Origin of the sequence: Chryseobacterium viscerum (genome assembly GCF_002899945.2) — a bacterium.
GTDB lineage: Bacteria > Bacteroidota > Bacteroidia > Flavobacteriales > Weeksellaceae > Chryseobacterium > Chryseobacterium viscerum.
The window spans coordinates 273,497-296,020 of the sequence record NZ_PPEG02000003.1 but is presented as its reverse complement, the minus strand read 5'-3'; the positions used below and the strand labels follow the sequence as shown (position 1 = coordinate 296,020).

The following is a 22,524-nucleotide window of genomic DNA, read 5'->3' as shown; positions in this document are numbered from 1 at the left end:
AACACCAATACTAGCCATTGAAAATCTTGTTTCTTTTAATCGTTTTTCCTTTTCTGAGCTGGATTGAATGAAAAACGGAAGGAACATCATTAGTCCAGGTTTTGAGGATTAAAAGAATCGCTATAATCTCTGCTCTCGTAAGCAGACCAATCCAAAAACAGAGGTTAAATAAAACAATTGACTGGCATTGTAAAATAACCTGAATTAATGTTCCAAAAAGTAGTAAAGTCCAGATTTTGGCCCCGATAGAGTGTGTTGCTACTTCTTTTCGGAATTTTAAAAAGCTTACCAGATAAATAAGAACTTCAGATCCTGCAAGAATGGCTATTTTGTAAGCATTTGTTTCGAAAAAAATAGGACATTGAATATAAGTGGCCACTCCTACCGAGACAAAAAAGATCTGATCAACAGTAGAATCCAGACGTCTGAGTTTCTGAGTTGAAATATGAAGATGTCTTGCTATAATACCATCAAAAATATCAGTCAATAATCCTATGGATAAAAGAACGACAGCAATGATCTGATAGTTTTCTATTTTGAGAAGGCTTAAAGAAATGATGACAAACCCAATAATCAGTCTGGAAAAAATTAAAATAGCCGGGATTTTCGATTTCATAAAAAGATGGAAAACTTATTTTAAGTGGTGAAAGATAGGGATAAAAATATTTTTTACTATTTCTAAAACAAAATAGCCTTTTCCAGTTCCAATAATTTTTGTTTTCTCCAGATACCTCCGGCATAGCCTACCAATTCACCATTTGAGCCTATTACACGATGGCAGGGAATTAATATGGCAATTTTATTAATTCCGTTGGCTGTTCCTACTGCACGTATTGCTTTCGGGTTTCCAAGAAGTTCTGATTGCTGCTTATAAGTTCTTATCTCTCCCATTGGAATTTCGCGGAGAAGCTGCCATACTTTTTCCTGAAACGCTGTTCCCGTAATAAACAACGGAACTTCAAAGTGGCTTCTCTTCCCTTCAAAATATTCTTTCAGCTCATCTTCCAATTGTCGGAAATGAAGATGCTCTTCTTGTACAATTTCTGTATTCAAAGCTTTTGATAAGGCCTTCAGCTGTTTTTCAATATTTTTCCGGTCTGTAAATTCCAGCAGACAAATTCCCTGATCAACGGCACAGGCAATCATTTCTCCCAGAGGGGTTGATATATTTTTTTGGTGTATGATTTCCATTAGGTTAAAATTAAGCCTTTTTGAAAACCCTATGTTCTTTTTTATGAATTACTATTCTTTTTATCTGTTCCATATGCCTTGTATTATGATAAATAACGAAACGGAAAGTATCCCCCAGCTTCAGTTTGATCAGTTTTGAAATGCTGATACTCGTTTTTGTTTTTTCCAGATCAATATGCTGTGCTTTTTCTAATAATTCGAGTAACTGTTTTTGTTGGCTTATAAATACGTCAACGACACTTTTATTCAACCTGCTGTGGATGGGATTCATTGCTTTAAGGGTTTTCATTGTATTTGGTTTTTCTTTCGGAAGCATTGTATTTGCAAAATAATTCCCAAGGAGTCCTGGCTTGAAAAGAGGTTTTGCTGAGGTTTTGGAGGCCGATATTCTGTTTGCAATTTCCGGGATATAAAAATCTCCGTATCGGTTAAGGTGCTCCAGACATTCTAATGTGCTCCAACTATCCTGTGAGGCTCTAAAGTTAAGCTCTTCTTCTGTTTTTTGTAAAAGCTTTTCTGCATCTTGTAAATACTGGTGAGTTAGTTCTTTGAGTTCATCTAATAATTTTGAGGCTGAAATTTTCATTACACTTTTTATGCAAATATCCTGATCTTATCCTACTTAAATCTTGACTGAACTCAAGATTTTTTAAGCCTTGACAAAGTTTCCGGTGACATTCTCAGGTAATTGGCGATATATTTATTAGGGACTTCCTGAAACAACTTCGGGCTTCGTTTCAAAACCCTCTCAAAACGTTCTCCCGGGGCGTTTATGAGCAAATCTTTTTCTCTTTCCAACTGTTGGAGTACCAGATCTTCCAAAATATTCATCCAGAACTTCATGTGTTCTTCATTGGATTGTATCCACTCATAAAAATCCTTTTTTGAAGCGACTTTCACCGTTGTTTTTTTAATCGCCTGAATATAAAGATCCGATGGTTTTCCTGATAAAAAGGAATCCAGGCTGACAATGATATTTCCGGTGTATCCGAAACGAATGATTCTTTCCTCATTTTCATCCATCATAAAGATCCGGACACTCCCCTTTTCGATATAATAAATAGAGGTATCTGTACTGCCCGAGATCTTCACAAAATCCTGTCGTCTGAATTCTTTCTTTTCCCAATGGATTCCGCTTTGAAGCAATTTTTCAACCATTTCATTTTACTATTTGCTATTCCAAAGATAATGGGTAATTTTAAATTTTTAAAACACTAATCACCTAAAATGCTCAAAAGAACAGTCCTATTGATACTGTTTTCTGCCGGACTGTCTGGTATGAAAGCACAGCAAACCATCCCCTTCCGGGTTACAAAACATAACAATATCATTGTCAAAACCCTTGTCAACAAAAAGGACTCCCTGGATCTGATGTTCCAGATTGCCATGAAAGATTGTGCTATTTCACCCGAACGCCAGCGAAAAGCAGATCACATTATTTTCAATAAAGAGGAAATAAGCGACGATAATACCATAGAAATAGGAAAAATAACTCAAAAGGATGTCCGTTTTTTTGATAACCAATTAGCAGGACATGAAGCTGACGGGAAAATTGGAACCGGGATTTTTGATGGTAAGGCTTTTAAGATCGATTATGACAATAACCAGTTTGTCATGTATGATCAGAAGCATCAACCTGATCTAAGTGGCTTCCAGCCCATAAAAATCATTTTAGACCATGAAGCCTTTTATATATCAGCGGATAACGTTGTGGATGGAAAGCATCAGAAAGAGGCTTATTTCGCCCTTCAATCCGGTTATTCAGGAGGTATTCTATACAGCAATGATTTTGCTGAAGAGCAGGAACTTGATAAAAAACTAAAAGTGACGGGACAAAAAACACTGAAAAACTCAGCAGGAAAAAGTATGATTACGAAACAGGGAATTCTGCCTTTTTTCAAGTTGGGAAATATCGTGTTCAAAGATGTTTCAGCAGGCTTTTTCTCAGGTGATCTGAAAACCCAGCATGTAAATTATTTCGGGGCAGATATGCTCCGCAGGTTTATCTGGATCTTCGATATGGAGAGACAAATGGCATATATCAAACCGAGCAAATACTTTTCAGAACCTTATTATAAATTATAATTAAACACAATACTCATGTTAAGAAGAATTATGAAGATCAATACAGCCCTAGTGCTTTTATCTTTTCCATTAGCGATTGTAAGCTGTAAGAAAGATGACAAAAAAACAAGTGTCACAGCCACAAAAGCAGCTAATGACTCTGTAAAAACAACAAAAACGGAAGAGAAAATAGATTATCAGAATTTTAATATTTTCAGCTTGTCTACCATTTCATCCGCTGAAAAAGATTCCGATATGGATATTTTTATTTCTGTTTCAGATATCTTTAAGGATACTCCGCCCATTCCGGCTGATATCATCAAAAATCAGAAGCAGATGACTTTCGAAGAACGCCAGCATTTTGAGCTGGATGCTCCCAGCAGAAAAAAACTGCTTAACGGCATTCATCTTACTGAAAATGACTCATTGTATATCTATGAATATGGCTCTAATAAACTTCAAAGAATGCCAATCAGTCAATTAAAAGCTGTAGCTTATTTAAGTCCTTATTCAGATAGTGAAGAACTGGATCCTGAGTCTTATATGATGGGCTTTCAGGTAGCCACTCACCAAAAGATAGCGGACCACGACCGGTTCAATAATGCCATCGCTTATTTTGGGAATAAAAATCCTTTCGTGGAAAATAAAATGAAGGCTGTGAAATGGCAAAAGGCTAATACTGATATCTCAAAGAAATATTTTAGCCCTTCAAAATTGATTCAGGGAAAAACCTACCAGTCACAATATGAAAATATGACCTATTACCTGCAGGATTATCTTGAAGAAGGAAACACTGTGGAACGTAAACTTGTAATCATCAATGATCATAATGAGAAGATTGCGGAGAAGACATTTTCTCTCGCCGAAAGTGATGGTGGTGAGTTCTTACCGCTTTATGGAATAGATGCTGACGAAGCCAATAGATTCCAATATACAGGCTATCTTTTCAAAGGAAAATCTCCTGTTGTTTTTGGATTTATTGCACAGTCATTTGGCTGTCCTTCCATTAGCTTTTTAGATAAAAAAGAGAAGGATTTCCCAATTAATTGTGATAACAGACATTAATGGGATGAAAAAGTAAAATGGTAAAAAGGTTTTCTCTACAGGAAAACCTTTTTATTAATCTATCCAATGATTAATAACCCTATCTTCTTTAAAATACAGCCATTTATACTTATTTCCATAATCAAAATAAGTATTGAAGTGAAAATACATTCTCTTATTTATTTCATCAAAATAAATTTTATTTTCTTCTTCAATTTCAGTACTACACTCGCCTTCCGGAGAGCTTTCCAGATCACTATTGATCATAAACTTAAAATTATTTAACGGATGATATTCTATTGGCATCCAAGTTTTTTGATTCAAACCATAAAATTTATTAGCTTCCCCAAATCTTGTTTTATAATCAAATTCTAAACCTCTTATGTGAATAGATCCATCTTCTTTCCACTTAAAATGCCAATAATCTTTATGACAACAATCTTTATAAAAAGTAATGACGGACTTATTTTCATCCAAATAACCTAACTTAAAAAAATTGAAAAAATTAATATTGATATATTCATCTTTATCAAAAACAGGATAATCATAGCTTATTTTTTTTCCACTTTTAAAAGGTTGGATAGTACTAATAAAGATCACTTTCTTCTGTCCTTTAGCATTTTTAACCTTAGCAATCAAAACATACTGCTGTTCTAATTTTTCAGACTTTTCAGGGTTCGGATTTAATTCGCTATTGGTATTTACTTCTGAAAATCTATTAGGATTATTAGTTCCATAGAAACATTTAGAAGGATAATCTCTATTTACATAGCGGATAAAAGCGGTAAAATCAGAAAGTTTGATTTCAGAAAGCCTGATTTCTTCATTATCACTTAATATTTTTATTTCTTTTTCCGTGTGATTGAAAAAACTTTTACAACTGAAAAGAGAAAGTAATAGCAAAAACATAAGCACTTTATTTTTCATGATTGGAAAGATTAAGATTAGACATATTATAAGAGCCTCCTGCAGAAATATAAAAAGGTTTCTGATTCTGATGATAAGAGCTTTTGGTAAAATAATGGATAATATTCTGAACTTCAGACAGATCATAAACATTATTGAGCCTTATAAATCCGTTCCAATGCTCTGTATTTCCTATCCCAAAATTCCAGAAGCCATGATTGAAGTATTTTTGCTTCGGATCAGCATAATCCACATAACCGAAAAGAAATTCATCTGCAGTATCAAAAGCAAGTTCCGAATATCCTGTAAACCTATAAAAACTGGCATTAATAGTATTGATTTTACGGTCCATTGGTAAATTGATATTGACAAATCCACCCCCTGTGTAATATCGATCTTCTTTGTCTCCTAAACCAATTCTCTTAATTGGTGTTCCCCCATCATTAAGATATCCAAATTGAAAATTTTCTATTTTAAGGCCCAAAAAACCAACCCTTTGCAAACGGTTCGGTTTAGAGATATTGACCGAAAGATGATAGACCCAATTGGTTCCAAAAGTAAATGAAGAATTAAATGGGTTTTGTAATGATGGCTGCGTTAAATCTGTAAAGTAATAAAGGGGCTTATTTCTGTTCCTGATATACTCTAAAGAGTTATTTCTAAATTCATTATTCAAACCCGAAGTTAAAGATAGTGAACCTACAAATTGGTTCGAAAACCGCTTTTTATCTGGGCCTTGATAAGTACTCAGTCCGCCATAATTGATAATATACTCAATATTTACAGCTGGCAGCAATGAATTAAAAGCAAGATATCCTACTCCTGTACTTATTCCAAACCTTACATTGGGGGTTCCATATTGAAGCTCTATGATAGCTTTTGCTGCTACACCCACCTGAATATTCCTGGGCAGATCTGCCTGATTGATGTTCATTTGCGACATTATCCAACCGGGAATAAAAAATAGTGCCCCAATTATCAAAATTTGTTTTTTCATAGTATCAGTTTTATCAGTTTTTACTTCTTTAAGTTAGTGTTTTTTCAGAAAGATTCATCTGTTTCAATCTACACTATACAATCTGTATTTCAACAAGTTTCCAACTGTTAGCTTAACAAATTTAGATACAAAAACTCAACATTACCATCCCCATTTTGGGTGATCTTTGCCCTATTATTTTTCATCTACAACGATCAATAAAAAAGCAAATCTGCTCGTTTGCAAATTTGCTTTTTATGGTTTCAGTCAATTATTTAATGGGGTAATATCTATTTTTGAGATTGATAAAATACGTTTCGGACTCTTTAAAATCATTGCTCTTCATGAACTTGATGACTACATTCAGATAGGCTTCTGAAGGGGTAAATTCGGTTCCTATTTTCTCTGAAAGTTTTTTATAATCTTCTTCAAGCAGTTTAGGATTTTTGGCGAATTGTTTTATATTGGTTCTGAAACCTTTAAATATAAATTTCAATGCTTCATAATTTCCGGGATAGGAAACCGTTCCATGGGTTTCTCCTTCAAAAAAGCTGTGCTTATAATTCAGGGATCCGTTCTTTTCTATAATTCCTTTAAATTCTTCAATGGCCTGGGTCATATCAGAATTCCAGTTTTTCTGCTGCTCTTCATTGTCTGCCTGGGAAACATACAGCGTTTTTTTTGCCGGGAATTTTTTATTCTTCTCCAGATATTCTTTTGTCTTTGTAATCATCACTTTATTATCCCACCATAAACTCGGATCATTTGCAACATAGGCGTTGAAATAGTCTGGATGAGTAAGAAATGTATTGATGGCAAACAGCCCTCCAAAAGAATGCCCAACCAAAACAGAATATTCCTGTGTTCTGTAATTTTTTTGGATAAATGGCTTCAGTTCTTCGTGCAGGAATTTTACAAAATTTTCGCTTCCGCCACTGTCAGAAAAAAGGGTAAGAGTAGGATTTACCGGGCTTTTCTTTTGAGATTTTGTGGGCGTAAGATCTCTTGTTCTTTCTGTATTTTTTATTCCTACGACAATGCATTCCGGAATATCTGCATAAGGTGTTCTGGCAATAAAATCTGTCAATCCTGTATAATATTCAAAATTGATTTCTCCGTCTAAAAGATAAATTACCGGATACTTTGCAGGATTGATGGTACTGTCGTTATATGTTTTAGGCAGATGAACCCAGATTTCCCGGTTTTCATTCAAAACTTTTGAAAATACGTTCTGCTTCTCTCCTATTGTCAATTTCTCCTGAGCTTTGCCCCATGTACACAATAAAAATAGTGAAAGGCATATAATTTTAAACCAATTGTTCATGATGTGAATCTTTTCTGTGTTGATGAATGTTTGTAATTTCTTTATTCTTTTTTGGTGATTTTTTTCTTCTGCCCCACCAGATCAGAAACCCTGTAATAGGAAGGCTTGTACAGATAATTCCGATAATGAAGGTGAATATTTTTCCAAACATACCGCCCCAATAGCCTACATGAAGATCAAAATTCATATGTTCTATCACTTCATGCATCTGAACTTCCTTTGGATAATTGATTTCATTTCCTGTGTATTTGTTGGCTTCCATTGTTTTTCCGTTGACAAGACTTTTTAATCCAATGAATTTGGCAGCAGCCACATGGTAAACAGCTGTAGAATCATTTCTGGGAATACTAATTCTGAACTGTTGGGCTGTAGGAAATTCTTTGAAATTTTTATCTACAAAAGCAGAAAAAGACAATGCCTTTTTCTCAGGATCAAACTTGGGTTCGTATTTTTCAGCAATGGTATGGACGTCTGCTGCTCCTCCGAAGGCCTGTTGCGTAAGATCTGTCAAAACCTTGTAAGCCATAATCAGTCCTGTGATGGTAATAAATACCGCCGGAAGCAATGAATAGAAACCAAAGACATTATGAAAATCGTAGTTTTTTCTACGCCATTTTGTTCCTGATTTAATTTTAAATGCAGCCGTTCTTGTGGTTTTATTCCATTTTTTGGGCCACCAAAGAATCAGTCCGCCGATTAGCTGAATAAAAAATATGATTGAGGCAATTCCGACCACCGTTTTACCAAACTTCCCTGCCAGCAATTGAGCATGAATATGAGCTACTACATAGAAAAATTCATAGCTTTTTGTAGAACCGATCACTTTTCCGGTGTAAGGGTCAAGATAATGGTAGGCAAATACCCCTCGCGGACCGCGTTCTTTTTTTTTAGGTTTCTCTGCTTTACCTGCATTTTTATCTTTAGGCGGCTTGGTAGCTGAAGCTACCCTGAAACTTCTGTCTGCTTCTTTATAGGTATCAAAATAAAATGCTTTCCTGTCCGGAACCTGTTGATGAAACTGGGCAAGCAATTCCTCGGGTGTCATTTTTCTGGCATTGGCCGGAGCCTGAACATATTTGGCATTTCCACCGCACAGATCAATAATTTCATCACAAAAGACGAATACCGTTCCTGAAAGGGTAACAGTCAGCACAATGATCCCGGATACCAATCCGAGCCAGAGATGCAGCCATCCGGTAATCCTTTTGGTAAGGGATTTTCCTTGCTTTTTCCTGGGATTAGTTTTTTTGTTTTCCATATCTTTTAGTATTCCCAAATTATACGGGTTGAAAATGCAAGGGCGCAAAAGAATTTATCATTGTGCATGTTGTAAAGTGAAAGGAGTATTCCTGTTACTGTTTACTTTAGCATATTTGAAGCTCCAGGAAGACTTACACGTTATAAATCTAATATTTGCGCCTTTGCGGTTTTCACCCTTATATTTTCTTTGAGATTTTTTTTGTTTTTTTAAGGATTAAAATTTGAATGCGAAGTTGGCAAGAATCTCTCTTGGTTTCTGTGGCTGCCCATAGAAGTTCCAATACATTTCATTCAGGGCATTATTCATTTTCAGTCCAATCCTGTATTTTTTCTTGTCATAGAAAACCGTTGCTCCTACCGTTGTATAAGACGGTGCCAGGAAATGATTCGTGATGTTGATATATGTTTGGTCTACAAAATTAAATCCTGCCCCGAAACCAATTCCTTCGTAAGCGCCATCCATAATCTTGTAACTGGTCCATAGATTCGCTACATGTTTAGGGGTCCAGGCCATTCTTTTCCCTTTGTCTTTGCTTCGGTCATCATACTTGTTGTCGTTATAGCCGTATCCAGCAACGATATTCCATCCTTTAAAGGGATTGGCGATAATTCCTATTTCCAGTCTCTGACTTTTAATATTACCATCCTGAATACTTCCTATTCCACCTGGATCAGCAACAAGTCTGTTTTTGACATTGATATTATAATAACTTACCGTCGTCAGTAATTTTTTATTAAAAAGATCCAGTTTGAAACCCGTTTCAATCTGATTTCCCTGCTCAGGATCCCATTTTGTTAAAACTCCAGCTTCATTAAGCGATGGAGCATAGTTTTTAAACCCATTTACGTAATTGGCAAAGAATGAAATCTGCTCTTTAACAATTTCATATACCAATCCAAATTTTGGCGAAAACTGGGTCTGACTGTAGCCCGAGACTTTATTTTCAGGATACCCGTTTTTAGTAGAAATCTCTACCCCATTCACAATGGTATCGTCATTTTTATAGCTGTCTACTCTCAAACTTGCCATTATCAAAAGGTTATCTGTGATATTCAATACATCAGAGACATAACCACTTATTGTTCTGAATGTTGTAATATCAGATTCTGTAGATTTTCTATCCTTATTCATGAATTTATTTCTTGAGATCGGGTCCCATGCTGAAGAACTGTCAAGATTCACTTTATCATAAGGCAGGAAGACATTGCTGTATCCGTTGGCTTCATAATATGGATATTGATATCTGGTTTTTTGCTGGAAATAATCTATTCCGACAACAAGGCGGTTCCTTAAGCCTCCTATTTTAAAATCTCCGATAAAATTCTGCTGGACGTTATCTGTCGTAATTTTAAAACTATCAAAAGGACGGATCATTCTTTCCACCTGATTGTTATTCAAATACCTGAGGACTAAAAAGATAGATTCATTTTCATTGGCTTCGCCTCTTTGGTAAGATGTTCGTGAAGTCCATTGATCGTTGAATTTATGAGTAACCTCAGCCATCGTTACAAAATTGGTTCTTTTGGAACCGATATCATTGCTTGTAAATGCTCTTTTATACGCTACTTCAAGGTCTTTCATCGAATGTAAGGTCAGTTTTTCTGAGTTTCTTACATAAGCATTCAATGTTTTATCTGGTGCATGAAATTCGGTATCAAGCGTTACTGTGGTTTTGTCGCTTACCTTGTACAAAACACTTCCTGAGAAAAATAATCCTTTGTTATAGCCGGCATCCTGGAAAGAGTCTTGTGAATAAGCAGCCACATTGAATCTGGCTAAAGCTGTTTTCTCTTTATTTAAAGGCGTATTCACATCCGCTGTGATTCTGTTCATTCCCCAGCTTCCGGTGGTGTAATTGATAATTCCCCCGAATTTCTCCTGTGGTTTTTTGGTTACCACATTTACCACTCCACCGTAATTGGCCAGCGTTCCTCCGAATAAGGTTCCGGATGGCCCTTTTATTACTTCTACTCTTTCAATATTAGCAATCTCGGACTGCACTCGCGGGTTTTGCGTCAATCCGTTTCTGAAACTGGCATTTGAGCTGAATCCTCTCAGAAAAATATCGTTTCCACTGTCATTCACACTGTTGCTTACGACAACTCCCGGAGCAGAAGCCATTGCTGTATTGAAATCAACAGCTCCCATTTCACTGATGATTTCTTTGGGAACGAGATTATAAACGGTAGGATTTTCCAGGTTCTCCAAAGGAAGTCTTGCTATGGATTCAGACTTTTTGGTTCTGTAATTGTGGGTTCCCTGAAGTGAGACTGACTGGATCTCGGACACTTTAATGGTATCCGTTTCCTGTGCACTCAGCATAGCCACTGCTAACAAAGATGCAGAAATAGTAATTTTTTTCATTTTTATAATTAAGCTTAGTCGAGCAAAATTACTTATTTTTATTAATTCTAAATAAAAACATGATGCAAATCATGAAATACTCTTTCTTGAATAGCCCATAAATAAAGGGTTCCTGAAAATTCAAGAACCCAATTTTATATGTGTTTACATTTTTATTTTAAAAATATTTTTGAAGAAAGATAAAAACCTGGTCAAAATGCTGGTAAGGTTCAGTATGAGTACCTTCCCATTTACGATGTTCAAAATGATACTGATAATGATTGTCTTTAAGCCTCTGAATTATTTTATCTGACATCTCTGCCGATGGACATATTTCATCCTGATTACCGGACATCAGTAAAATAGAAGCTTTAGAATTTTCTACTTTTATAAGAGACTTAGCTTCAGCGGTTTTATCCTGCAGCATTGCTTCGAACGCTTTTCTTATATCCTGCTGAATCATAAAAGGAACTGCGGCTTCATTGACAGGAACGAAAGGAAGTTCTTTACCTCCAAATGTCCAGCTGGAAGTAGAAAAATGGCTGGTATTTCCGGGAAAAGCAACATGGCTGGCCGAAAGAGCAATAATACAAGAAATATCAGGATAATAGCTTCCAAGAAGCAGGGCAAGATCAGCACCTCTGGAACCTCCTACTATCGCTATTTTATCTGTATGCGTTTTCTGTTTAGCAGCCGATATAGCATTATACACATTCTGAATCTCAATTTTGTCAAGAAACTTCGGGGAATTCTTTGAACCAAAATAGGCTAATGCCAAAAAAGCATAGTCTTTATCAAGGAACTGATCCCTTACTGATTTCCAATGTCTGGACGCCCAAGCATTACCTCCCTCTGAACCTCCCAGGCCTACTATCAAGCCTTTTATCTTTTTTGAGGGAGTATATAAGACAGCATCTGTGTTTTTGGAATGAATAGTATCCTGCGCATTCAGAGTAACGCTTATTAACAGAAAAAAGAAAATTTTAAATAATAGTTTCATGATTTTTTTTGCCAAAAATAGACCCGTACAATGGATTTATTTTTGCTCTAGATCAAAAACTACTTTTCTGTACGTAATCTGCTCAGAGTAGATTGTGTAATTCCCAGATAGGAAGCCACCATTCCCAGTGGAATCCGGTGGTAAATCCCTTTATACCCCTTTAGAAAATGTTCATACTTTTCTTTTGCTGTCGAGAATCTCTGTGAAGTAATTCTTTCCATGAGATGCCCAAATACGCTTCCCATAGAGAGTCTTGCATACCGTTCCATTTCCGGGAAATGGTCGAAAAGATAACCGAGATCATTCACCTTCAGGCAAAAGGTTTCTGTTTTTTCAAGAGAGTCGATATAGTAGATGTCCTTAGTTCTTTCTATAAAACTTTTAGGAGAATTGATCCATTCATTTTCACAAGAAAAATATTCACTGATCTCAACTCCATCTTTCAGATAATAGGTTCTCACCAGCCCTTTGAGAATAAAATAGCTTTTTGTACAAACCTTATCCGCATCCTGTACCAGCTCACCTTTTTCAAAAGTGTGAAAAGATAATCTGCTTTCAAGCTCATTTCTCAACGTATCACTCACTTTAATATAATGGCTGAAATGAGCGATAATATGATCAAATCCTGATACCATAGAAACTTATTAAGAACTAAAAAAGGTTTATATCCTTTACATAGCCATCATCATGGACATATAATAATTGGCGCAATGTAATGCGTTAATTAAAACAATTTCTTTATTCGGAAGTGTTTCGAATTTTTCAGAGGTCGTGATATTATATTCATAGTTCATAGAACTCCACTTCAGATTCGGCTTCATCACAAAAAGCTCTGTTCCCTCCTGATCAGCCAATACAAATGATTCTTTAAATATTCCTCTATGCTTAAAAAGAAACCCGTCTTTCACTCCATCAAAATAGGTCTGAATGACAATTTCTCCATTCCAGTTCATGCGAAACTTCAGAAGAACCCTTTCATTGTCTTTCAACTCAATAGTTGTTCCCCAGAAACCTTTGGGTTCAACCAGATAAAAGCGGTTACCAATCTCAATTTCTGCATTGAATTTAAACCAGCTTGTATAGATAAGTCTTCCTATAAACTGACTGTCTTTTGTGACTTCAAAAGATAAAGAATTGCTTGATTTTGCCTGATATTCTGCCATGGTTATATTTTGATTTGGTGGAATTTTTATTAGTTTTTAAATATTAATAACAGACTGAATTTTAACGCACTAATTTATAAATAATTCGGCAAACATAATGTGTTTTTAAAACGTTTGATAATTAATTGGGCTGATCTTCTTTACTTTGATGTTCTGCAGTAGGCTCTACTCCTTTTTTCAATCGCCCAGACAAGATCATTCCGATAATAAATCCAGCCACCAATCCACCAATGTGGGCAGCATTATCAATACCTCCCGTGAACCCCATGAGCAAATTAAAACCTACAAAAACAAGCGTACTGATTAAAAAAGCTTTACTAAAGTCCGCTGAAAATACTTTAAAAAGCATACAAGCTATAAAAAAACCATATAAGCCAAAAATTGCTCCTGAGGCTCCAACACTTACCGTTGCATCATACCACCAAATACTTGTAAAGCTGGCTAGAATACCTGTTATTAAATATATCAACAAGTATTTTCCTCTGCCTAAAAGTGGTTCAAGGAAAATTCCGACAAATAAGAGTCCAACCATATTTACGAAAATATGCATTAATCCTCCATGTAGAAAAATGTTTGTTAGCAGGCGCCACCATTGATTGTCTATAGTCGAGGGTCTAAAATTAGCTCCCCAATTCAATAAATCATCACTTTTAAAAGAAACTAATCCCAATCCTGAGAAAACCATTAATAGGTAAATCAGTAGATTGAAATCAATTAAAATAGGAGTTATAAAAAATCCTTCTTTTGGAATAAACATATCAAGGATTTCTTTTATGTCAGAATCTATTTCAGTAATCCCTTTTTTCTTAAAGTTTTCTAATTTACTGCTATGAAATTTGGGAAACAACAATAAGAGGAAATAGACAAAAGCACCTATCCCAAAAGAGCCCAGTACCCAGAAAAACTTATTTCCATTTCGCGTTTCAAATGGTTCTGTTCTCGCTTCAAAAATTATATTATCATGAGATAAATTTTGCTCTATTTTTTCAAGAGCTTTATTATATTCATCATGATCTTCCGTATTTCCAATGTTTTCTAAATAAATGAATTTATGAAAATCTGTATTTTCAAATTCTTTCTGTGATCGTTCTGCCAATAGCTTATACTTTTCTTTTTTCTTTTCATCAGAAAGACTATTGCTTATTTGCTCTGAGTAGAGTTTTCCTAACCAATATTTGTGAGTTTTATTAATCGTATCAGAAGCACTTTCTAAGATCGGCATTGTAACATAAATAAGCATATTAAAATGTTCGTTATTTCGTCCTGAAGTAGATACAGTATTTTGTATCGCAATATGATGCTTATCTATATAATAATTTTTAAGAGTATAATATTTTGTATTGTCTTTTTTAGGCAGTTCTGAAATGACATTTAAATTCGTCAGCTTTCCTGTAGCAGTTACTAAATATTTTTGAGCAATAATTGTCGGAATAGCGATAGCAATACAAGCTAATAACTGGTAAACAAAAGAAGAGTTCTCATTTTTAAATTTCAACAATTTTATCCTTGGTCGAAGACAAATCAAAATTAGGACAGAAGACAACCCAATAGGTAGCCAAAACTCAACAATATCTTCTTTCAATGGGATACCTATTTTCATAAAAAGGAACCAATTCAGAAAGGTATATGATAAAATAAAACCTAATGCAATTAATAAAAATGGTTTATAAATAAATTGTAATTTATCTTTCATTCTGTTTTTCAATATTTCAGACAGTCCTCAATTTTTCTTATGTTGAGTTTGTCTTTATCATTATGTTCAGCTATCAGATCTCCCACTAAAGCCTTGCTCTGCTTCTAAACCTGCTAATAACTAGGTTTTCAAAGTTACTTATTTCTTAAAAATTTAATTAAAAAAACCTCATAGATTTCAGAAATCTATGAGGTTTGGAATATTTATTCTTGATCGAAATTACATCGTCTCCATTTTGAAGCTCATGCTTTCGATTACTTTTAAGATCGCTTCTACTGTATCCATTGACGTCAAACAAGGAACACCGTTTTCCACGCTCATTCTTCTGATCTGGAATCCGTCTCTTTCTGCCTGTTTACCTTTTGTAGTGGTATTTACAACATACTGAACTTTTCCTTTCTGAATCAGGTCGATAAGGTTTACGCTTTCTTCTCCTATTTTGTATCCGATTTTGCAAGGGATTCCTTTTTCTCCGAAGAACTTCGCAGTACCTTCTGTAGCCCAGATTCTGAATCCTACTTCATGGAATCTTGCTGCAAGAGCTGCTGCTTCTTCTTTGTGCTTATCTGCTACTGTAAACAAGATAGACCCGTGCATAGGAACTTTTCTTCCTGCTGCAACCAATCCTTTGTAAAGTGCTTTTTCAAGGGTGGTATCTTTCCCCATTACTTCTCCTGTAGACTTCATTTCTGGGCCTAAAGAGATATCAACTTTCGTTAATTTTGAGAAAGAGAACACCGGTACTTTTACAAATACGCCTTCTTTGTTTGGAACCAATCCGTTTTTGTAACCTAAATCTTTCAGTTTTTGTCCTAAAATTGCCTTTGTTGCAAGGTTAGCCATTGGAACCTCTGTGATTTTAGATAAGAAAGGAACTGTTCTTGAAGAACGTGGGTTCACCTCGATTACGTAAACATTTCCTTCAAAAAGAACGTATTGGATGTTCATTAATCCGATCACCTTTAATCCTTTTGCCAGCCTTTCCGTATAGTCTACCAGGGTATCAATTTCGCTCTGAGAGATATTCTGTGGTGGATATACCGCTATAGAGTCTCCGGAGTGAACTCCTGCTCTTTCGATATGTTCCATAATTCCCGGAATTACTACTGTTTCACCGTCACAGATGGCGTCTACTTCAATTTCCTTTCCTACCATGTACTTGTCTACCAAAACAGGGTGCTCTGGGCTAGCCTCTACAGCGTTTTCCATATAGTGAGCCAATTCTGCTTCTGCGTATACAATTTCCATTGCTCTACCTCCAAGAACGTAGCTTGGACGTACCAATACCGGGTAGCCGATTTCGTTTGCAATTTTTATCGCTTCTTCTTTTGATGTAGATGTTCTTCCTTTTGGCTGAGGAATTCCCATTTCCTGAAGTGCTTTTTCAAATTTGTCTCTGTTTTCAGCTCTGTCAAGGTCTTCTAATGAAGTTCCTAAGATCTGTACTCCGTGAGATGCTAATTTATCGGCAAGGTTGATCGCCGTCTGTCCTCCGAACTGTACAACTACCCCTTTAGGTTTTTCAAGATCAATGATGTTCATTACATCTTCTTCCGTAAGTGGCTCGAAGTATAATTTGTCAGAGATCGAGAAGTCTGTAGAAACAGTTTCAGGGTTGTTGTTGATGATAATTGCCTCGTAACCCATTTCTTTGATCGCCCATACTGAGTGAACAGTAGCGTAGTCAAACTCAACTCCCTGTCCGATTCTGATAGGTCCTGAACCCAGTACAATGATTTTTTCTTTGTCTGAAACAACACTTTCGTTCTCTTCTTCGTAAGTTCCGTAGAAATAAGGGGTTTCACTTTCAAACTCAGCGGCACAAGTATCTACCATTTTGTAAACCGGCATTACTCCGTTTTCTTTTCTAAAGTTGAAAACCTCACGTTCTGCTACATCCCAAAGAACAGCAATAGTAACATCTGCAAAACCTAATTTTTTAGCTTCAATTAATGTTTCTTTATTAAATTTGTTCTCAGCGATTACTTTTTCAAAATCAACTAATTTTTTCAGTTTCCAGATGAAGAACTTGTCGATTTTACTCCATTCTACAATCTGTTCCCAATCATATCCTCTTCTTAAAGCGTCACCGATGATGAATAATCTCTCATCATCACACACTCTGATTCTTCTTTCGATTTCTTCAGCAGTAAGAGCCTCAGCCTGCTTTGTTTTTAATCCTAAATGTTTGATTCCTGTTTCTAATGAACGGATTGCTTTCTGTAGGGATTCTTCAAGATTTCTTCCGATTGCCATTACCTCACCAGTCGCTTTCATCTGAGTAGAAAGTCTTCTGTCTGCTGTTTCGAATTTATCGAATGGGAATCTTGGGAATTTTGTTACTACATAGTCAAGAGCAGGCTCGAAACATGCGTATGTTTTTCCTGTTACCGGGTTCATGATTTCATCCAGCGTTAATCCTACAGCAATTTTTGCAGCAATTTTTGCAATCGGATATCCTGTTGCTTTACTTGCTAAAGCCGATGAACGGGAAACTCTTGGGTTTACCTCGATGATATAGTAGTCGAATGAATTTGGATCTAAAGCCAGCTGTACGTTACACCCTCCTTCGATTCCTAAAGCTCTGATGATTTTTAAAGAAGCATTTCTCAGTAACTGATACTCTCTGTCTGAAAGCGTCTGAGAAGGTGCCACTACGATAGAGTCTCCTGTGTGAACACCTACCGGATCTATATTTTCCATGTTACAAACCACAATGGCATTGTCGTTTGCATCACGCATTACTTCGTATTCAATTTCTTTGAAACCAGCGATTGATTTTTCAATAAGACACTGTGTAACCGGGCTGTGCTTTAATCCCAGTTCAGCAATTTCCTTCAATTCTACTTCAGTTGAAGCGATACCTCCTCCTGTACCTCCCATTGTAAAGGCAGGACGAACAATTACCGGATAGCCAATCTCGTTTGCAAATGCAAGGGCTCCTTCTACGGTATTGACAATATCAGAGTCTGGAACCGGTTCGTTCAATTCTCTCATCAATTCACGGAAAAGGTCTCTGTCTTCTGCTCTGTTGATCGCAGAAAGTGTAGTACCCAATACTTCCACTTTGCATTCTTCAAGAATTCCTGATTTTTCCAACTCAACAGCCATATTCAGTCCTGTTTGTCCTCCAAGTGTTGGTAATAATGCATCAGGACGTTCTTTTCTGATGATGTGGCTTACAAACTGTAATGAAATCGGCTCGATATATACTTTATCAGCGATTTCCACATCTGTCATAATTGTTGCAGGGTTTGAATTGATCAAAATTACCTTGTAGCCTTCTTCCTTTAAAGACAGACAAGCCTGCGTTCCTGCGTAATCAAATTCAGCTGCCTGACCAATGATGATAGGTCCTGAACCGATTACTAAAATTGTTTTTATATCTGTACGTTTTGCCATTTTTCTTTTTTTATTAGAGTCAAGAATCTAGAGCCAAGAGCCAAGATTTCCAGACTTTATTTTAAACTATTTTTGAATGAGTAAATCATTCTTTGAATTTCAGAAACTTCATTTAATAAAGCATTTACTTTGTCTTCAGTTAAAAGATTCAACTCTTTCACCAAAATCAATTGAGTTTGCAATTCAAATGCAGAGCCTAAAGCAATAGCAAGAAAGTGATTAAATTCTTTACTGCTATTTCTCCCAGAACCTTCAGCAATATTAGAAGGAATAGAAACGACACATCTTTTAATTTGAGAAATCAAACCAAACTTTTCATCACTGCTTATCTCTTTACAAATAATATAAATATTTTTTGCCAACGCAATAGATTTTTGCCAGAAAAGTAGTTTTTCAAAGTTGTGCATCTGTATGTTTTTTCCGTCTTAAGTCTTGACTCTTGGTTCTTGGCTCCTTATTTTATTTTTACTTCTTAAAGTCCTCCATCATTTGAATAAACTCATCAAACAGGTAGTTTGCATCTTCAGGGCCTGGGCTTGCTTCAGGGTGATACTGAACAGAGAAACAAGGGTGGATCTTGTGTTTTAGACCTTCATTTGTTCTGTCGTTCAATGCAATGTGTGTTTCGATAAGGTCTGTTCCTTTTAAACTTTCCTGATCTACTGCATACCCATGGTTCTGAGAAGTAATAGCTACTGTATTTTTCTCCAGATCCAATACCGGGTGATTTCCTCCTCTGTGTCCGAATTTCAGTTTGAAAGTTTTCGCTCCACAAGCAAGACCAATCAACTGGTGTCCTAAACAGATTCCGAAGATCGGAACTTTTCCTAATAACCCTCTGATCATATCCAAAGCATGCGGCACATCTTCCGGGTCACCAGGACCGTTTGACAGCATGATTCCGTCCGGATCCATCAATAGAATCTCTTCTGCTGTAGTATCCTGTGAAACAACGATGATATCGCAGTTTCTTTGAGATAGCTCTCTGATAATTCCCAGTTTTGCACCGAAATCTACCAACACTACTTTGAAACCTCTGTTAGGGTTAGCATAAGGTGTTTTTGTTGAAACTTCCTCTACCTGATTGGTTGGGAAATTCGTTGCTTTCAGCTCTGCAGCTACTGCAGCTTCATCAGCATCAGCGTTCACAATTTTTCCTTTCACCACTCCATAGTTACGAAGAATTCTTGTCAGTCTTCTCGTATCAATTCCTGAAATTCCTGAAAGGTTTTTCTTTTTAAATAATTCATCTAAAGTAATCTGAGTACGGAAGTTGGAAGGAAGATCGCAAAGTTCTTTTACGATAAGCCCTTTGATTGCCGGCTCTATACTTTCATAATCATCACGGTTAATACCATAATTCCCGATAAGCGGATAGGTCATACAAACTATCTGACCGCAATATGATGGGTCAGAAATCAATTCCTGATACCCTGTCATTCCGGTATTGAAAACTACTTCTCCTGCAGTTTCCAATTCTGCTCCGAAACCTTCTCCATGAAACACTTCACCGGACTCCAGTATTAATTTTTTCTTCATTTTAAACTTTTATCTCTTATTATTATATGTCATTAACAGGTCGCCCTTACAGGGCTCGGATTATTTAAATCCTTTTTATTTCTATGGGGTTCTCCCATTGCTATTAACAGGCCGCCCCTCCGGGGCTCTTTAACTTTTAACTTCTTACTTTTAACCTAGCTCTTTTACCTTGGCTCTTATTTAAAAGTATACCCTTTTTCTTCCAACGCTTCTTTCAAAATGGCCATTCTGGCGAATACTCCGTTTTGCATTTGTTTGAAGATTCTTGATCTTTCACATTCTACAAGGTCTGAATCTATTTCCACTCCTCTGTTGATTGGTGCCGGGTGCATGATGATTGCTTCTTTTTTCATTACCCGCTCTCTGTCTTTGGTCAGACCATATCTTTTATGGTATTCTGAAGCAGTGAAGCTCATTGCCGCATCATGTCTTTCGTGTTGAATTCTTAATAACATCAGCACATCTACTTCAACGATCAGTTCATCTACTGAAAGATAGGTTCCGTTGATCAAAGCTCCTTCGTCAAACCATTGTTCAGGTCCTGAGAAGTATACTTTAGCGCCTAATCTTCTTAATGCTTCTGCACTTGAGTTGGCAACACGGCTGTGTTTTACATCTCCTACAATTCCTACTTTCAATCCTTCAAACTTTCCGAATTCCTGATAGATCGTCAGCAAGTCCAGCATACATTGTGAAGGGTGGTTTCCTGTTCCGTCACCTCCATTGATTACCGGAATGTTAATATTTTTCAGTTCCTCGAAGTATCTGTCTTTCTTATCGCGGATGACAACAAGGTCTACTCCTATACTTTCGATGGTCTTTACTGTATCATAAAGACTTTCGCCTTTGTTTACCGAACTGTGCGATGCATCAAAAGGAACTATCTGAAGTCCCAGTTTTCTTTCTGCAAGATCAAAACTTGTTTTGGTTCTTGTACTGTCTTCGAAGAAAAGGTTTGAGCAAAAAACTTCTCCTTCAATTTTAGCAGTTTTACCATTTGCAAAAGCCATTGCTTCTGTCAGTATACTGTTGATTCTCTCGGTGCTTAGTTCTGTAATCGTAAACATAATTCTTATTTTTGGGCATAAAAAAAGCGAAGACAACAATCTTCGCTAATAACAATAAATATCGTAAAGGGCGCTTTCGCCCGGTAAATCTAATGATATAAATGCTTTTTTATTCATTAGGTGCAAAGATATAACAATTTTATGAACCTACAAAAATTAAGTTTAAAATAAATTAAAAACCTCAGTATTTCCTTATTCTCATTTAAAATTAATATTTTTGTTAAAACTCAAATTTATTCTATGGATTTAAAAGACAAAATGATTCTCAGCATTATTCAGGAAGACTCTACACTATCGGTTAAAGAAATTTCCGAAAAGATTGGTCTTACTTTTACTCCTACGTATGAGCGAATCAAACAATTGGAGAAACAGGGAATCATTCAGAAATATGTCGGGCTTTTAAACCGTGAAAAATTGGGTTTAAATATTGTCGTCTACTGTAATGTCCGTCTGAAGGAACAATCCAAGAAAGTATTGGAAACCTTTGAAGAACATATCGGAAAATATGATGAGGTACAGGAAATCATCAGCCTTTCCGGAGAGTATGACTATATGTTAAAAATAATTGCTAAAGACATCAATTCTTATAACGAATTTGCTGTGAATGTTATCTCAAACATTCCTAATATCGGGCAGTACCACAGCTCCATCGTGCTTCATGAGGTAAAAAAATCTACCAAGTTTAAAATTGACCTGGAATAAATATTTCCGCTTTAAACTTACAATCAATCCCGATTTCACCTGCTGAAAATTTTTGATTTTCTTGCATCTTGAAATACACATACATATTTGTTTTATTCCTTGCTCCTTTGCGCTTACCATTATATTTTATTTTGTTAGAAAAACGCAAAGACGCAAAGAAATTTATCAACTTTATGCTATCAGGCGCAAAGATTTTATCTTTGATAAAATTTTGGGCAGTATATTTAATCTTTATTTTCAACTATAAATACTACTTCACAAGACAACAAAATTGATCAAATTTAAAATTGATCTGGAATAAATATTTCCGATTTAAACTTGCAATTAATTCCGACTTTACTTGCTGAAATCTTTGATTTTCTTGCGTCTTACAATACATATTTGTTTTATTCCTTGCGCCTTTGCGCTTACCAACAGGTTTTATTTTGTTAGAAAAACGCAAAGACGCAAAAAAATCATCAACTTTATGCTATAGGGCGCAAAGATTTTATCTTCGATAAAATTTTGGGCAGTATATTTACTCTTTATTTTCAACTATAAATAATACTTCACTAGCCAGCAAAATCTACCAAATTCAAAATTGAACTCGAGTAAATCCTTTTATTTTATACCATTAAGATTTTTTTAAGGATGAAAAGTAATTAAGGAATTCGTGGGCGAATTTTAAAACTATGCAGCTAAAAAATCGCAGATTTCCTTAGCTTACCTTAAAGCCTTCATCTACCTTAATGGTTCAATATAATCAATCATCAAATTCAAAGAGCGGAGTAAAATCAAACCATTAAGATCACTTAAGCAGCTAAGATTTATTAAGATTAAGGTTTACAAACGAAAAGACAGCAGGCTAAA

20 protein-coding genes are annotated in these 22,524 nt (G+C 35.8%); 3 read left to right on the top strand and 17 right to left on the bottom strand.

Annotated features, from left to right (window positions below; genetic code table 11):
- Window positions 1-10 precede the first annotated feature (10 nt).
- The 4 genes from C1634_RS07895 to C1634_RS07880 form a co-directional block, all read right to left on the bottom strand.
- The gene (locus C1634_RS07895) at window positions 11-616 is read right to left on the bottom strand and encodes a CDP-alcohol phosphatidyltransferase family protein (protein ID WP_109738182.1); all 606 of its coding nucleotides are present in this window, start codon (window positions 614-616) and stop codon (window positions 11-13) included.
- A gap of 62 nt (window positions 617-678) precedes the next feature.
- Window positions 679-1,191 (bottom strand): methylated-DNA--[protein]-cysteine S-methyltransferase, encoded by a 513-nt coding sequence (locus C1634_RS07890; protein WP_109738181.1) that lies wholly within the window; start codon window positions 1,189-1,191, stop codon window positions 679-681.
- Window positions 1,192-1,201: 10 nt separating this feature from the next.
- Window positions 1,202-1,777: a DinB family protein gene (locus tag C1634_RS07885; RefSeq protein ID WP_103234368.1), complete on the bottom strand. Its 576-nt coding sequence runs from the start codon at window positions 1,775-1,777 to the stop codon at window positions 1,202-1,204.
- Window positions 1,778-1,830: 53 nt separating this feature from the next.
- Window positions 1,831-2,349, bottom strand: a complete 519-nt coding sequence (locus C1634_RS07880; protein WP_103234369.1) for a Crp/Fnr family transcriptional regulator — start codon at window positions 2,347-2,349, stop codon at window positions 1,831-1,833.
- A gap of 69 nt (window positions 2,350-2,418) precedes the next feature.
- On the opposite strand from C1634_RS07880, the gene C1634_RS07875 reads away from it, so the two are divergent.
- Together C1634_RS07875 and C1634_RS07870 are read left to right on the top strand one after the other, a co-directional pair.
- Entirely contained in the window at window positions 2,419-3,276 is an 858-nt protein-coding gene (locus C1634_RS07875) for a hypothetical protein (RefSeq protein WP_109738180.1), read from the top strand.
- A 15-nt stretch (window positions 3,277-3,291) separates the two neighbouring features.
- Window positions 3,292-4,320: a hypothetical protein gene (locus C1634_RS07870; RefSeq protein WP_103234371.1), complete on the top strand. Its 1,029-nt coding sequence runs from the start codon at window positions 3,292-3,294 to the stop codon at window positions 4,318-4,320.
- Window positions 4,321-4,374: 54 nt separating this feature from the next.
- On the opposite strand, the gene C1634_RS07865 is transcribed toward C1634_RS07870, so the two are convergent.
- The 13 genes from C1634_RS07865 to C1634_RS07805 form a co-directional block, all read right to left on the bottom strand.
- Window positions 4,375-5,226: a hypothetical protein gene (locus tag C1634_RS07865; RefSeq protein ID WP_103234372.1), complete on the bottom strand. Its 852-nt coding sequence runs from the start codon at window positions 5,224-5,226 to the stop codon at window positions 4,375-4,377.
- A complete protein-coding gene (locus tag C1634_RS07860; RefSeq protein ID WP_109738179.1) occupies window positions 5,216-6,202 on the bottom strand; it encodes a polymorphic toxin type 23 domain-containing protein in 987 nt (328 codons plus the stop codon). The genes C1634_RS07865 and C1634_RS07860 overlap by 11 nt, the downstream gene beginning before the upstream one ends.
- A 250-nt stretch (window positions 6,203-6,452) precedes the next feature.
- The gene (locus tag C1634_RS07855) at window positions 6,453-7,505 is read right to left on the bottom strand and encodes an alpha/beta hydrolase (protein WP_109738178.1); all 1,053 of its coding nucleotides are present in this window, start codon (window positions 7,503-7,505) and stop codon (window positions 6,453-6,455) included.
- Window positions 7,489-8,763: a PepSY-associated TM helix domain-containing protein gene (locus C1634_RS07850; protein WP_103233858.1), complete on the bottom strand. Its 1,275-nt coding sequence runs from the start codon at window positions 8,761-8,763 to the stop codon at window positions 7,489-7,491. The genes C1634_RS07855 and C1634_RS07850 overlap by 17 nt, the downstream gene beginning before the upstream one ends.
- A gap of 216 nt (window positions 8,764-8,979) precedes the next feature.
- Window positions 8,980-11,130 (bottom strand): TonB-dependent siderophore receptor, encoded by a 2,151-nt coding sequence (locus tag C1634_RS07845; protein ID WP_103233859.1) that lies wholly within the window; start codon window positions 11,128-11,130, stop codon window positions 8,980-8,982.
- Between the two features lie 157 nt (window positions 11,131-11,287).
- Window positions 11,288-12,109, bottom strand: coding sequence for an acyl-CoA thioester hydrolase/BAAT C-terminal domain-containing protein (locus C1634_RS07840; RefSeq protein ID WP_103233860.1), 822 nt, complete (start codon window positions 12,107-12,109; stop codon window positions 11,288-11,290).
- Window positions 12,110-12,168: 59 nt separating this feature from the next.
- Window positions 12,169-12,744 (bottom strand): Crp/Fnr family transcriptional regulator, encoded by a 576-nt coding sequence (locus C1634_RS07835; RefSeq protein WP_103233861.1) that lies wholly within the window; start codon window positions 12,742-12,744, stop codon window positions 12,169-12,171.
- 36 nt (window positions 12,745-12,780) lie between these two features.
- Complete coding sequence (locus tag C1634_RS07830; RefSeq protein ID WP_103233862.1) at window positions 12,781-13,272, bottom strand: hypothetical protein; 492 nt, start codon at window positions 13,270-13,272, stop codon at window positions 12,781-12,783.
- A 121-nt stretch (window positions 13,273-13,393) separates the two neighbouring features.
- Window positions 13,394-14,965, bottom strand: a complete 1,572-nt coding sequence (locus tag C1634_RS07825; RefSeq protein WP_103233863.1) for a rhomboid family intramembrane serine protease — start codon at window positions 14,963-14,965, stop codon at window positions 13,394-13,396.
- Between the two features lie 219 nt (window positions 14,966-15,184).
- Window positions 15,185-18,367 (bottom strand): carbamoyl-phosphate synthase large subunit, encoded by a 3,183-nt coding sequence (carB, locus tag C1634_RS07820; RefSeq protein ID WP_109738177.1) that lies wholly within the window; start codon window positions 18,365-18,367, stop codon window positions 15,185-15,187.
- A 56-nt stretch (window positions 18,368-18,423) separates the two neighbouring features.
- A complete protein-coding gene (locus C1634_RS07815; protein ID WP_109738176.1) occupies window positions 18,424-18,774 on the bottom strand; it encodes a four helix bundle protein in 351 nt (116 codons plus the stop codon).
- Between the two features lie 58 nt (window positions 18,775-18,832).
- Window positions 18,833-19,906 carry a carbamoyl phosphate synthase small subunit gene (locus C1634_RS07810; RefSeq protein WP_103234758.1) on the bottom strand — a complete coding sequence of 358 codons (1,074 nt, stop codon included), beginning with the start codon at window positions 19,904-19,906 and terminating at the stop codon, window positions 18,833-18,835.
- 176 nt (window positions 19,907-20,082) lie between these two features.
- A complete protein-coding gene (locus tag C1634_RS07805) occupies window positions 20,083-20,973 on the bottom strand; it encodes an aspartate carbamoyltransferase catalytic subunit (protein ID WP_103234759.1) in 891 nt (296 codons plus the stop codon).
- Between the two features lie 240 nt (window positions 20,974-21,213).
- Between C1634_RS07805 and C1634_RS07800 the strand changes: the two genes are divergently transcribed.
- Window positions 21,214-21,675, top strand: a complete 462-nt coding sequence (locus C1634_RS07800) for an Lrp/AsnC family transcriptional regulator (RefSeq protein ID WP_077414878.1) — start codon at window positions 21,214-21,216, stop codon at window positions 21,673-21,675.
- Window positions 21,676-22,524 lie beyond the last annotated feature (849 nt).

What these genes read in the sequence shown, in the direction of transcription:
- C1634_RS07885 (WP_103234368.1), bottom strand. Translation starts at nt 1,777, where the DNA reads ATGAAAATTTCAGCCTCAAAATTATTAGATGAACTCAAAGAACTAACT.
- C1634_RS07825 (WP_103233863.1), bottom strand. Translation starts at nt 14,965, where the DNA reads ATGAAAGATAAATTACAATTTATTTATAAACCATTTTTATTAATTGCA.
- C1634_RS07875 (WP_109738180.1), top strand. Translation starts at nt 2,419, where the DNA reads ATGCTCAAAAGAACAGTCCTATTGATACTGTTTTCTGCCGGACTGTCT.
- C1634_RS07850 (WP_103233858.1), bottom strand. Translation starts at nt 8,763, where the DNA reads ATGGAAAACAAAAAAACTAATCCCAGGAAAAAGCAAGGAAAATCCCTT.
- C1634_RS07840 (WP_103233860.1), bottom strand. Translation starts at nt 12,109, where the DNA reads ATGAAACTATTATTTAAAATTTTCTTTTTTCTGTTAATAAGCGTTACT.
- C1634_RS07845 (WP_103233859.1), bottom strand. Translation starts at nt 11,130, where the DNA reads ATGAAAAAAATTACTATTTCTGCATCTTTGTTAGCAGTGGCTATGCTG.
- C1634_RS07800 (WP_077414878.1), top strand. Translation starts at nt 21,214, where the DNA reads ATGGATTTAAAAGACAAAATGATTCTCAGCATTATTCAGGAAGACTCT.
- C1634_RS07870 (WP_103234371.1), top strand. Translation starts at nt 3,292, where the DNA reads ATGTTAAGAAGAATTATGAAGATCAATACAGCCCTAGTGCTTTTATCT.
- C1634_RS07855 (WP_109738178.1), bottom strand. Translation starts at nt 7,505, where the DNA reads ATGAACAATTGGTTTAAAATTATATGCCTTTCACTATTTTTATTGTGT.
- C1634_RS07830 (WP_103233862.1), bottom strand. Translation starts at nt 13,272, where the DNA reads ATGGCAGAATATCAGGCAAAATCAAGCAATTCTTTATCTTTTGAAGTC.
- C1634_RS07810 (WP_103234758.1), bottom strand. Translation starts at nt 19,906, where the DNA reads ATGAAGAAAAAATTAATACTGGAGTCCGGTGAAGTGTTTCATGGAGAA.
- C1634_RS07860 (WP_109738179.1), bottom strand. Translation starts at nt 6,202, where the DNA reads ATGAAAAAACAAATTTTGATAATTGGGGCACTATTTTTTATTCCCGGT.
- C1634_RS07890 (WP_109738181.1), bottom strand. Translation starts at nt 1,191, where the DNA reads ATGGAAATCATACACCAAAAAAATATATCAACCCCTCTGGGAGAAATG.
- C1634_RS07815 (WP_109738176.1), bottom strand. Translation starts at nt 18,774, where the DNA reads ATGCACAACTTTGAAAAACTACTTTTCTGGCAAAAATCTATTGCGTTG.
- C1634_RS07895 (WP_109738182.1), bottom strand. Translation starts at nt 616, where the DNA reads ATGAAATCGAAAATCCCGGCTATTTTAATTTTTTCCAGACTGATTATT.
- C1634_RS07865 (WP_103234372.1), bottom strand. Translation starts at nt 5,226, where the DNA reads ATGAAAAATAAAGTGCTTATGTTTTTGCTATTACTTTCTCTTTTCAGT.
- C1634_RS07805 (WP_103234759.1), bottom strand. Translation starts at nt 20,973, where the DNA reads ATGTTTACGATTACAGAACTAAGCACCGAGAGAATCAACAGTATACTG.
- C1634_RS07880 (WP_103234369.1), bottom strand. Translation starts at nt 2,349, where the DNA reads ATGGTTGAAAAATTGCTTCAAAGCGGAATCCATTGGGAAAAGAAAGAA.
- C1634_RS07835 (WP_103233861.1), bottom strand. Translation starts at nt 12,744, where the DNA reads ATGGTATCAGGATTTGATCATATTATCGCTCATTTCAGCCATTATATT.
- carB (WP_109738177.1), bottom strand. Translation starts at nt 18,367, where the DNA reads ATGGCAAAACGTACAGATATAAAAACAATTTTAGTAATCGGTTCAGGA.